The sequence below is a fragment of the bacterium genome, assembly GCA_041648665.1.
In the GTDB taxonomy this organism is placed as follows: domain Bacteria; phylum UBA10199; class UBA10199; order 2-02-FULL-44-16; family JAAZCA01; genus JAFGMW01.
The window spans coordinates 37,029-48,468 of record JBAZOP010000014.1 but is presented as its reverse complement, the minus strand read 5'-3'; the positions used below and the strand labels follow the sequence as shown (position 1 = coordinate 48,468).

The following is an 11,440-nucleotide window of genomic DNA, read 5'->3' as shown; positions in this document are numbered from 1 at the left end:
CTTCGCAAGTGCGTCGAATCTCCCTGTTCCGTGGTCGTCTTGCAATGCGACATCGTAGGCCATGACTAAACTCCTAACTGGTGACAATGAAACGGCACAATGCGCTTCACCGTGGAGTTGTCTTGGCATGGCCGGGCCTTGCGGTTATCCGGCTGCGTCAGGCTCTTTGGTTTTGCGGGTACGGCGATGCGACCGTCCGGCGTGGCGTATCCCCGTAGGGGCGTTTCACGCGCTCAGGTCGAGAGGAACGGCAACGCGCCCATGATGTGATCGGGCGTGTTCTTCAATCGCTGCTGGAACGCAGTGCGTTTGGATGGGTCGGACTCTGCGGCTTTGGCGGCGGCGTCATATTCCGCATAGGTGCTGAACGGCGCATTGCCGTTGCCGCTGGCGGGCCGTCCGGCGTTGAGCGGGTTGCTGCCGCCCGCGCCGACGGATTCGCGGTGCATCTGCAAGAGCAACTTGACCGCGTGTGCATTGCGCGCGGGGTTGGCCAGGTCCTCAGTGAACGCCTTGCGGTCAGCCTCGCTCAAATTGGCCTGTGCCCAAAGGAACGTGTTCTTCCACTGTTCCTCGCCCCCGGCGGCGGCATAGGCTTTCGCCATAGTGTCCTGTGTCACGCGCTGTTGCAGGGCCACTTCGGTGCTGAGGAGTTGATTGACCAGCGCCTTTCCAAGTCCCTTGAGTTTCAGGGCGTCGTATTGCTCCTTCGTCAACTCGCCCTTTTCCACAAAGGTCTTGCCCACGACCTCTGGCGTGAGTCCCGCGCGGATGATGGTATCGGAGAGCGTCGCGTTGTCGTCGAGCGATTCCGGCGGCGCGGTCAAGTCCATCGCGCCGGGCTTCGGCGGCGGAGCGGACTGCTTCTTCTCCAGATTCGCGTAGGATTCGGCCATCTTCTTTGCCGAGTCCTCGATGTTTCCGGTCCAGAACTTCTCCGGGATGTACTCCGGGCGCGCGGGCTTATCCCCGCCGCCGTCCGCCTTCGCCCCATCCATGCCGTCCTTCTTCTCCGGTACGTCGCCCATGATAGACTCCTTTGGGGCCTTGCTTCAGGCAAGGTTATCCCGGTTTTTGCAGTTGGCTTTCTGCGGCCATCTCCATGAGATTACCAGCCGTTTTCGCCTTCTGCTCGTTCGCGGCAACCTGCGCCTGCTGCGCAATGGCCGCCTGCTGTTCCGCCTGCTTCTCCGCCATCGTCTTGAAGAACTGGTCCACGGACAGGCCCGTGCCCTTGAACAACTCGCGCATGGCGACATCGAGGCGGATCTCCTGCAATGCGCCGGGCAACTGCGCGACGGATTGCAGCGCGCCAAGCAACTTCTGCGCGGACAGTTGGCGGGCCAACGCCTCAAGACCCGTGGTAATGGAAATGTCCACGTCCTTCTTGAATTGCGCGGGGATGGGGATCAGCAGCCGGTCGCGCTCCATGCGGTGCTCAAGGCGTTTCAGCAGGGGAATTTGCAGTTCGCCCGCAATGTTGACGAAAGCGCCACCCAAAGCGCCATCAATCTCCTGCCGGATGCGGTCAACCTGATAGGCGGTCACGCGCTCGCCCTGCGGCTGCGTGGCGGACTCCATGAGCATTTGCTTGCCCAACCGCTTCTCAATCTGCGTCAACCCCATAAGCGCGCCGCCCATGTCCATGCTTTTGTTCGTGTGCAGGAACGCCAGCCCATTGGGCGTCTCGCCTTCTACGCGGCCCTCTACGGGTACGCCATTCGGGCGCGTGAATGCGTCGGTCGTATACCCCTTTGAGGAGTCGAAGATGGGCCGGAGCATCGTCATGGCGATGTACCCGTCCAGCAGGGCTTTGGACAGGCCGTTGTGAGAACGCAGGTCGCCGATGCGTTCCTCGATGAATCCGCGCGCGTGATTCTCCCCGGACAGTTCGATGTACCCTATGGGGATGAACGGGGACACGCGTTCCTCGGAGCGGTTGAACTCCTTGTCCTTGATTTCCTGAGTGATTACCCAAGTCCCATCGCGCTGAAGCCGTGCGCGCGTGTACTGGTCTTTCCACTGTTCAGAGTATCCGACCTTCTCTACATCTTCGCGCTTGATCTCGCACAACGCCAGTTGGTCGTCCGTCAGTTCAAGGACATGCACCTTCTCTTTGACGACGATTTGAAGAATCTGCCCATCGGAGCCGCGAATGGGAATCCACGAATCCAACCGAAAAGACCGATAGTTGTAGTTGTCCAACTCCTGCAACAGCCCGTTGCCGACGCAGAATATGGACTCAAGGCACTGCCGGATGACCATGCGGTAGTTGGACTTCTCGAACTTGGAAATGAGTTGCAGTTCCCGCCCGTAGAGGTAATCGTCAAACGCCTGCCAGCCTGCGGCCCCGGCCTTCTCGCGCACCTGGGGTCCGGGCGACATGCGGAACCACGGGCCAAGCGGCGGGAACAGCGCTACCAGAACCTTGCTCACGAGCGTCGAAAGTCCATCCGCCCCGATGGACTGGTAGGTGATCGGGATTCGTCCCCCTGCCGTCTGCCCCAGCGGGAGCAGGATGCTGGGGATTGTGAGGGCGGCGCACTCGCGGCACAAGTCCAAAAAGCTGCTTCGTTCGGCATCTTCCCGTTCAAACTGCGTCCGAATGGACTCGGCCAACGAGACTCCTTAGAGACGGATGCCCGGCGGAATGATGGATGTTGCCATGCCCGGAGTGCGCGGCACGTCCACACGCAGCATGTTATTACCTGTTGGCATTAGACTTGTGAACTGTCGTTTTACAACGGGATCTTTGGACGGAACTGGCGGCGGCAAGGGCGGTGCAGGAGACATCATGCCACTCATCTTGTCAAAGAGTCCACCAAAGCCCTTCAAGCCCCCCAATACTGTAAAGGCCAGCGTCTTTTGCACAAAGTTGACAGGAGCAAGAGGGGTAAGGTAGAGAAGGTTGGTCCAGTCCTCTGTGAAGAAGTCGGTGACTCCGCTGAACATGCTCATTGCTGAGATTCCTTGTCCCACCGCCTGCGCAGCATGTTCACCACGTCGCGTCTGCCCATCTCATAGGCCATGAGGAGCCGGTGTTTATCGTCGGCAAGACAGCCCACATTGTCCAGCACCGGCGCAGGGATGATCTTCTCAAGCCAGTCAATCAGGTCCACAGTGACCCGTGGCATCACGTCAACCGACTCGATTTTCCCCATCCCGTTACTCCACTAGACGTTACAGATGCTTTATATTTCCATACTACCACCGTCTTTGCTTTATGCAAAGAAATACCGCGATCCACGAACTGCCTCAAGGTCCAGAGTGCCCAACTTGGGGGGCGGGGCAAACGTGATTTCCGGGTATGTGGCGCACAGGTCTTTGTGCAACGTCTCAAGCAGCGGCGTTTTGTGCGCGACGATGAACTCCTCTCGAAGCAGAACGTTCATTCTATCCCGGTGCGCGGCGTGGCACCAGTAGGAATCGTGGACGCCGGCGAAGTCCATGCCCTCGGCGCGTGTGCGGATGCCTGTAGTCAACATATGGGCGGCATCCACGGAATGCACGAAATTGGGGGCAAATCCGTTGCGCTGGCGAGTGATGTTGATAAGGCGTTCATCGTCCGTACGCGCCCACAGCAAATGCCTCAATGTGTGGACGCCCATCTCCCTGCTGCACATGTACGGCTGGACCACGCGCAAGCCGCACGGGCTGGTCCACTCGATCCGCTTGCCCGTAAGGACGATCTTCTGCGCACAGTCCTTCAGCCATGCCATGCCGACATGCGCGGCGGCGCAGACCTCACGGGACGCCTCTGCGATAGCGTTCGCCAAGTTCTTGCTTACCTCGTAGATATCCTCAGCGGTATACCCGGCGCGGGTTAGTTGGTCCTCGACCTGTGTACGTCTGCCGATCATCGTTACTCCGTACAGGTCGGTCATGGTGGGCTGCTTGACCAGTTTGCGAGTGATCCACGGCTCGGCGGCAGCGGCGTAGCGATTCCCCTGCCGCGCCTCTGCTGAAATACTCTCGACTACCCTAAGTTGAACCACTGCATAGATATCTGACGGTGTTTCACGTGGAACAAGGTTGACCAGTCCCCCAGTTTCAGAACATCGGAGCATGGCCCCGTAGTGCTGTAAGGCATTGTTGCTACCGTCCGCCTGGACGGGCAGATGTGCGGCGGCTCCTTCGTCCAGAAGGGCGTGAGTAGCCGCCAACGCCTGAAATGGCTCATCCATGTCCATCCATTCCCGATGTTCAAGCGGGGCGGCAATCCACTTCTCGAACATGGCCCGGTTGTCGGAAACCCATTCAATGCGCTGTGCAAATGGTATCTTGTCAAATCCACAGCAATTCGCAAGATGTACTGCAATCCATTTCAGCCCGGTCTCTGTGATGGGCACAGGATCGGCGAACTCCAACAACCCCCGGCAGATATCGTCTCCCTGATGGTGAAGGAATAGGGGCACAGGGTATGCCCTGCCCCGGAAGTCTAACTGGTGCGGTAGCCAGAACTTAGAACGTTCGGCCCAGTGTTCTGCAACGCCCAGGGTGCATAGAAACACATTCTGCATGGCGGGCAGTTCATTCTCGTTGCGTTTGTGCACCTTGTGGGCGTACTCGCGCCAGAACCGACGCTTGTCCAAGTCGGCATTTTCCTCCGGCGTCATGGGGCGGATGGGATACGGATTGCGGCGGATGACGCCCGCAACGTTTCCACCCGCTTCCCATAACTCCTTGACCACAGGCAGGATGGTGCGATTAACGCGCCAGGGGCAGCGATTCAGTGCGTTGATGCCATCGTAGACCAGTGGCGGCGGTTCAGGTGCGCCGGTCAACGCGGCGCGCTTGATCGCCGTCATGGGCAGTTCCACGTACCCGCCGGACTGGCCCTTGCTCCACATCATCGGCTGAACGAGCATCGGCTGATAGCGGGGATGCAGGAATTGCCGCTGTAAGTGCCCTTCCTCAATGACTTTGAGTGCTTCAGGGGCAAGCGAGATAATCAACGCGCGCCGACCACGGCATCCAAAGTGCGTGTTCAGGGAACGCATCCCCTTGACGAATACCGGGGTGGGCGTACCGTCCTCAAGGGGCAGGTAGCAGGACGCCTGAACCAACTCAAACAGTGCCGCGCCCACCTTGACTTGTATCGGCAGCGTCCAGACCCCATCGGTGATTTTCCGGGCAATCTGGGTGACCAGCTTGGGATGTGACCGATGCTTAAGTCTGCGCTTGACGGACGCGAACGCCTCGTGATTCTTCCGGCGCAGTGTGCGGATGACGATCTCTGCGGCAGCCGCGCGCCCGATGTCCAGACATATCAGGTACAGACGCGCCCCGTGCGGGTAGATCATGCACCGGCTCAGCGTTTCGTGCAAGGCAATAACGGCCCATTCCGCAGGCCGCAGATCGTCAAGGTAGGGGCCGTATTGTTGCCGGTTAGGGCCGGGTGTGCCTCTGCGCCAGGAAGTGCGCTCTTTGGAAATGGCAGCGGTGAGGCGGGTATGCCAGTAGAGCATCAGACGCTCGACCGGCTTGAGGCTGGCCCCATCGCCCCGGTCGGTTGCGCGTTTCGCCAGCAGACGGTATCGCGCCACGCCGCCGTCAACTGCGGCGCGTTCCGCCTTGCGCTCCTCGGCGAAGATAGAATCATCGAGCAGCCGCACGAACCCTCCTACGGAAGAAATGTACCATAGGTCTTGCAGAAAAGCAAGCCGAAAGATTTTTCAGATTTTCTTCTTGACATTTCAATTCTCGGTTGTATGATAAGGGTGGCTGGCGAGGAACCGATTCATGACAACCATTCATTGCCGAAGCGAGATGCGCAGAAGTCCCGCCGGGCGCAAGCCCAGCGGTTCTTCGCCAGCCAACGCATCCGCTTCGGCGACATGGCCTGCCGGGGAGACCCACCGTGAGTTTGTGCGCCTTTCACGGCCCCGGCAGGCTGACCCTTTCCAATTGGAGGAGACGCGATGACGCCTACGAGAAAGCGTATCACCACGAAGTCTCGGACGGAGAAGGCCGCGATGAGTAGAGACTCGGCGCAGCGGGTACGCGAACGGCGGTCAGAAATCGAGAAGGCCGTGCTGGCCGACAGTCGGCGTTTCTGCCGGGGTTGTCGAACGCCACTCGTGTGTGAAGACAGCAAGGAACTCGGTCTCTGCGCCGGGTGCCGGAAGTATTGCCGACGATGTGGACGGAAAACCAACCAGATTGCCCGCTTTGGCGTCTGCGTCCGATGCGGGGGAGAACTCATCACCGAAATCGCCGCGCGAGTGGCCGGCAAGTCTGTGCTGGCGAATGGCCCGGTATCCACGGGCACAGAGAGCCTCCTGATCTGTGACTACTGCGGGGATCAGGCAACGACGCGAGTTGGTACGCGGCCGGCATGTGATGACTGCGCGGCAGAGGTCAAGGTAACCTAGGTAGACAGGTCATGGGATGGAGGACATGCGACATGGCGACGGACAAAATCGAGCAGGCGCAGTTTGCGAGTGCCGAGGAAATCCAGGCGCGGATAGGGAGCGATCCCGTTGCGGACGCCTGCTGCGCGACGGATGTTCACAGGGCGGTTGACGCGGCGGCGGTAAATGCGCCGTCGCCCGCACAGGCGAAAATGGAAAAGGCGCACCGCGAGGCGTCATTCGCCGAGACGGTGCGGCGGGATCCGTGGAGCCGGTCACTGCAACGGGCGAAGGCGCGGGAACGGGAGCGGATGGCAGCTGCCGGAGGATATTTCACTCAGCCGCCAATACCGGAGATCGTCGAGACGGTTGACGCGGGCGGCGCACGGAAGGGGGGGGGCGGATCGGCGCAGACCGATCCCATCACCCGTCCCTCTGCTCAGGCGGCGCCCGTGCTCATTTCCGCCGATGACGTGTTCGCAACCCGCGACGCCGTGAAACTCATTGCCGAACTGAGCCGCGAGAACTACAAGTTACAATGGGAGGTTGGCTTCGTGCGGGCGGAGCGCGACTCCTACAAGACCGAACTCGCCTCAGCGGCGCACGAGCGTATGCGGCTGGTCCGCCGGATTGACTACCTCGAAGAACAATTTCTGCAACCCGAAGCCGAGCGCGACCATGCCGGCGCGGACGGGCCGAAGATTGACCGAGTGCATGATAACGCGCTGAGGAGAGGATGACAAATGAAGCCCCTGCGAGACGCGGAGTGCTGCGTCCTCTGTAAGCATGCCAGTCTCCAGTACAAGCCGCCTCGGTGTGGCCGGGGCAACGCAGGGTGCGTCAAGCCGCGCATCAAGTGGTGGACAGTTTGCGATGACTTTGAGCGTGGGCAACCGCCCCGATGCACGTTGAATAAGGATGAGGACGAGTCCGATGGAAACGCCTGAACCCTATGTGACCGCGCCGGTGAAGCGAAAGTTGTCCGACGACTGCTGGAAGACTCTGGACTGCCTGCGTATGCACTCATGGCGCGCAACGAGCCTCGACCTGGCCCGTGTCAACATGCTGAACTACCGTGCGCGCGTCAGCGACCTGCGGCGGTTCTTTGGCGTAGACATCGTGGCGGAGTCTCAGCGTGACCAGGTGACGCGGAAACTGCACACGGTCTATGTCGTGCCGGAGCAACATCAGGCGCGGGCAATCTATCTCTGGCAGAATCATACCGTGGATGGGTTTGTCTCAAAGCATTGCCAGATTGGCCTATTCGTGAAGGGAGAAGTGGAATGACGCCATTGCCGAAGTGCCACTGCGGCGGGACGCCGAAGATCGTCGGCAACCGGAAGATCGGCTACTACGTCGAGTGCCAGAACGTGGAATGTCTGGCGGGTAGCGGATCGCTCACGAATCGCGAGGACGCTGTCAAGGATTGGCTCATGGAGTGCGCGAGAATGGAGAAGACAAAATGAAGCACCTTCCGAGCCGTGAATTGCAGGCACCCGGTGGGGATGCCGAACGCGCAGAGCAGTATCAGCGCGCGCTTGAACGCGGGCACATGCGCGGGCGTCCGCGCCCCGCCGCTGAGGTTGATGCCCGGCAGGAAGCCGGGGATAGGAGCGTGGAATGACAACTCTCTATGACATTACCGCGGGCATACGCGACATCATGGAGTGCGTAGATGAAAACGGGGAGTTGACGCAAGCGCAGAGCGACGACCTGACCGCGCTGGAAATGGCCTTCGATGAAAAGGTTGAGGCCATTGTGAAGTTTGTCCGCAACGTGGAGGCGGACGCCGATGCGTTCAAGGTCGAATCCGACAGGCTTGCCGCATTGCGCAAGAGCGCGATGAACAAGGTCGCATGGCTTGAGGATTATCTCAAGGCCCAGATGGACGCACGGCACCTGCCGAAGGCCGGGACGAAAATGGGCGGCGCGCGCATACAGCAAGGCCCGCCCCGCGTGGACGTGCTGGACGCAACACTGGTGCCCGCCGAGTTCATGGTGCCGCAGCCTGCCACATTGGACAAGGGCAAGGCGTTGATGGCGCTGAAGGCCGGGGAGAGTGTCCCCGGCTGCACGTTGACGCGCGGCGAATTTCTACGGCTGACATAGGAGAGCCAAGATGCAGTCAAAGGACATTAAGGACTTGGCGGTTGCACTGTCCAAGATGCAGTCGCAAATGAAGCCAGCCAAGCGCGGTGCGGAGAATCCCTTTTTCAAGAGTTCATACACCGACCTGGCTGGGCTGTGGGATTCCATCCGTGAGCCGCTGTCCGCAAACGGCTTGGCCGTTGTGCAGACATTCGACGGCGACGGCGAATTGCTGAAGGTTGTCACGACGCTGTTGCACACAAGCGGCCAATGGGTGCGGGGAGTCTGTGCCGTAAAACTCGCAAAGGCCGATCCGCAAGCCGTTGGCAGTGCCACGACATATGCCAGAAGATATGGCTTGGCCGCAATCGTCGGGGCATGTTCAGAAGGCGAGGATGACGACGGCAACGCGGCTACCCATGCGCGGCCAGCCGCCGCCAAGCCTGCGCCGCGTCCATCTGTACCCGCTCAGGCGAAGCCCGCGCCCGCACGGCCCGCCGCGGCTGCCCCAAAGCCGCCAGCGTCAAAGGGCAAACCTGAAGCCCCTCGACCGCATATTCTCAAATCGTGGATGGTGGACACGAAGAATGGCCCATCGCCGGTGGTCGAATTGGATCTCCCCTGCCCGACGTGTGGCGGCACAGAGTTCTGGGACGGGCAGGCGCGCCGCAAGGCGGCAGAGCAGGCCGGGACGAATGCGCCGCCCGCATTCCGATGCCGCAACCGGGAATGCGATGCGGGGAAGGGGTTCCCCGGCGCAATCTGGCCGTGCGCTGAGAATGACGTGGCCGCCGCCTTCGAGGCGAGCATGTCCGCGCCGCAGATTCCGCCGGGCGACCGGGCGCACTGGTTGTCCATCATCGGCGCATACATTGACGGCGCGACTGAGTTGGACAGTTTGACCGCAGAGGCCAACCGGCTGAAGTTCGTATTCGCAGACGAGCCGATTCTGATTTCCGACATGGACGGCGCCAGCGACGATCAGATCGGGCAGTTGGCGGCATGGGTGGAGGCGCAGAAATGAGAATCGTCAGAACGAGCGGGCGCATCAGATGCACTAAATGCCAGCGCGAACTGGCCCCAAGTGAGTTTCATAAAGCAAAGGACTTGTCTCATTATCCTAACGGTAGGAGGAATGTGTGCCGCTGGTGTGACCGAGCACAGAGAGGAAAACGTATTCGCCTGGGCGGTAGGCACATCTATAACCCACTGCGCGATAGGGCACGAGGCAGGGTGCGCGATGCGGTTCGTCATGGACGTTTAGCGAAGCCCGCACGGTGCGAGCGATGCGGCCTGCAAGTTAGTGGCAGATTGCTGGCTGGACATCATGTGCGCGGTTACGGTGAAGCCCTGGCGGTGATGTGGCTGTGTCCAACGTGTCATGCGGAGATACACATGACAGAAAGGGTGCGCGTGTGATAAGGAATCGAGCGGAGCGCGGCGTGGACAGTGACACGCGGGGAGGCGGCGAAACGGGGGGCGTCTGCCCCAGTAGCCAGTCTCACAATCTCCCCCAAAACGCGGGATGCTTTGCAGACGCCCCGCGAGCCTCGTGCAATTCGGGCCGCCCGCTCGTTCCTGTTTTGCATGTCCGCATAGACGGAATGCGCATAGTCAACGAGACCAACGCGCGGGAGAACTGGTATGCGCGCGCGGCGCGCGCCAAACGACAGCGCACGTCGGCGCGGTGGAATTGCACAGTGCCCATACTCACGGCGATACCCCCGCCGCGTGTGCCCTTGACGATTCTGATAACACGCATCGGGCCGCGCGGGCTGGATAGCGACAATCTCGCGGCAAGTGGCAAGCACGTTAGGGACGGCATTGCCGATGCGCTGGGCATGGACGATGGATCGCCACTTCTGGACTGGCAGTATGCGCAACGCTCTGAAGGTCGCGGCGTGTACGCAGTGGAATCCAAATTGAGAAGGAGGGTTGACATGGGCATTACGCCAGAGCAGGCGGACGCACTGAAGAAGACGATCTTGCTGGATACTTGGCGCAAGATTGACGCGCTGGTGGACGCGCGCCGCTATTGGCTTACTCCGCCAGAGGTTTATGCTGCCCTCAATGCGGAGTTCAATTTCGACTTTGACCCGTGCCCTTGTCCGCGCCCGGATGAGTACAATGGGCTGGTACTGCCGTGGGGACATAGCAACTACGTGAATCCGCCATTCCGAAAGAAGGACTCTCCGCACGGTGGACCTACGGCGTTTGTCCGCAAGGCCATAGAGGAACAGGCGCGGGGCAATACGTCGGTACTGATGATCCCCGTCCAGTCCTACGTGAACCTGCTCATTGAGGCGGGGGCTGAATTGCGCTCTGCGGGGCGCGTAAAATGGTTGGAGGCGAATACAAGGGAGCCGATGCGCGGCCCGTCGCCCATACTGTGCGCGATACTGCGCGGGAAACTGCCCGTGCGCGAGGCCGAGCGTGTGGCTGCATTGCCGCTGTTTGACGCCCCGCGAGCGGGGAAGGAGTAGTGACATGAGCAAGAAAGTGAAGTGGATGCACAAGCGCAGGTGTCAACTTACCCCTGAGCAGTCCGACGTGCTGTTCAAGTACCCGCTGACGTGCGGGGCGTGTGGGCGCAAGCACATCGAGGGCATCGGCCCGTGGTATATGGCCGGCGAGTTCGTAGACTCCTGTTTTGAGGACAGCGCGCGGAGCAATACCGTACTCGGCATCCCGCTATGCGAAACTTGCGGCGACAAGGTTAGCGCCGCACTTCAGAGCATTCGCCAGAGCGGAATGAAAGCGAGGAAGCCATGAGCAAGGTTGAAGTCCGCCTCGACGAGTCCGGCGCGATTGACGAAATCTGCGCCGACGCTGTGCCGGTGCACATCGAGCGCATGGATGACGACGAAATCTCCATGCACATCGGGAATCGGCTATTCTTCGTGCGCTCTGGAGCACAGGGCATGGAGACGTCGTGGTTGGAGATGACCGACATGGGCGAGGACTGCGGCGACGGGCCATTGCCCGCAAGGGAGGGATGA

General features: G+C 60.5%; 15 protein-coding genes. 10 read left to right on the top strand and 5 right to left on the bottom strand.

Going from position 1 to position 11,440, the window contains the following annotated elements:
* Nucleotides 1–233: 233 nt before the first annotated feature.
* From WC683_06990 to WC683_06970, 5 genes are read right to left on the bottom strand one after another with little or no spacing between them, the layout of a single operon-like run.
* A complete protein-coding gene (locus tag WC683_06990; protein MFA4972342.1) occupies nt 234–1,028 on the bottom strand; it encodes a hypothetical protein in 795 nt (264 codons plus the stop codon).
* Between the two features lie 34 nt (nt 1,029–1,062).
* Nucleotides 1,063–2,619, bottom strand: coding sequence for a portal protein (locus tag WC683_06985; GenBank protein MFA4972341.1), 1,557 nt, complete (start codon nt 2,617–2,619; stop codon nt 1,063–1,065).
* Nucleotides 2,620–2,628: 9 nt separating this feature from the next.
* Nucleotides 2,629–2,958, bottom strand: coding sequence for a hypothetical protein (locus tag WC683_06980; GenBank protein ID MFA4972340.1), 330 nt, complete (start codon nt 2,956–2,958; stop codon nt 2,629–2,631).
* Nucleotides 2,955–3,161, bottom strand: coding sequence for a hypothetical protein (locus tag WC683_06975; GenBank protein MFA4972339.1), 207 nt, complete (start codon nt 3,159–3,161; stop codon nt 2,955–2,957). The genes WC683_06980 and WC683_06975 overlap by 4 nt, the downstream gene beginning before the upstream one ends.
* A 60-nt stretch (nt 3,162–3,221) precedes the next feature.
* Entirely contained in the window at nt 3,222–5,615 is a 2,394-nt protein-coding gene (locus WC683_06970) for a DNA-directed RNA polymerase (protein ID MFA4972338.1), read from the bottom strand.
* Nucleotides 5,616–5,711: 96 nt separating this feature from the next.
* On the opposite strand from WC683_06970, the gene WC683_06965 reads away from it, so the two are divergent.
* The 10 genes from WC683_06965 to WC683_06920 all read left to right on the top strand — a co-directional run bounded on the left by WC683_06965 (nt 5,712) and on the right by WC683_06920 (nt 11,440).
* Nucleotides 5,712–5,864, top strand: coding sequence for a hypothetical protein (locus WC683_06965; GenBank protein MFA4972337.1), 153 nt, complete (start codon nt 5,712–5,714; stop codon nt 5,862–5,864).
* A gap of 57 nt (nt 5,865–5,921) precedes the next feature.
* Entirely contained in the window at nt 5,922–6,374 is a 453-nt protein-coding gene (locus WC683_06960) for a hypothetical protein (protein ID MFA4972336.1), read from the top strand.
* Nucleotides 6,375–6,406: 32 nt separating this feature from the next.
* On the top strand, nt 6,407–7,093 hold the full coding sequence (locus WC683_06955; GenBank protein ID MFA4972335.1) for a hypothetical protein: 687 nt from the start codon (nt 6,407–6,409) through the stop codon (nt 7,091–7,093).
* A gap of 193 nt (nt 7,094–7,286) precedes the next feature.
* Entirely contained in the window at nt 7,287–7,640 is a 354-nt protein-coding gene (locus tag WC683_06950) for a hypothetical protein (GenBank protein ID MFA4972334.1), read from the top strand.
* The gene (locus WC683_06945; protein MFA4972333.1) at nt 7,637–7,819 is read left to right on the top strand and encodes a hypothetical protein; all 183 of its coding nucleotides are present in this window, start codon (nt 7,637–7,639) and stop codon (nt 7,817–7,819) included. The genes WC683_06950 and WC683_06945 overlap by 4 nt, the downstream gene beginning before the upstream one ends.
* Before the next feature lie 154 nt (nt 7,820–7,973).
* Nucleotides 7,974–8,462 (top strand): siphovirus Gp157 family protein, encoded by a 489-nt coding sequence (locus WC683_06940; GenBank protein ID MFA4972332.1) that lies wholly within the window; start codon nt 7,974–7,976, stop codon nt 8,460–8,462.
* Between the two features lie 10 nt (nt 8,463–8,472).
* Complete coding sequence (locus WC683_06935) at nt 8,473–9,465, top strand: ERF family protein (protein MFA4972331.1); 993 nt, start codon at nt 8,473–8,475, stop codon at nt 9,463–9,465.
* Between the two features lie 580 nt (nt 9,466–10,045).
* Nucleotides 10,046–10,924: a hypothetical protein gene (locus WC683_06930; GenBank protein ID MFA4972330.1), complete on the top strand. Its 879-nt coding sequence runs from the start codon at nt 10,046–10,048 to the stop codon at nt 10,922–10,924.
* 4 nt (nt 10,925–10,928) lie between these two features.
* Nucleotides 10,929–11,213 (top strand): hypothetical protein, encoded by a 285-nt coding sequence (locus WC683_06925; GenBank protein ID MFA4972329.1) that lies wholly within the window; start codon nt 10,929–10,931, stop codon nt 11,211–11,213.
* Nucleotides 11,210–11,440 (top strand): hypothetical protein, encoded by a 231-nt coding sequence (locus tag WC683_06920; protein MFA4972328.1) that lies wholly within the window; start codon nt 11,210–11,212, stop codon nt 11,438–11,440. Before WC683_06925 ends, WC683_06920 begins: the two co-directional genes overlap by 4 nt.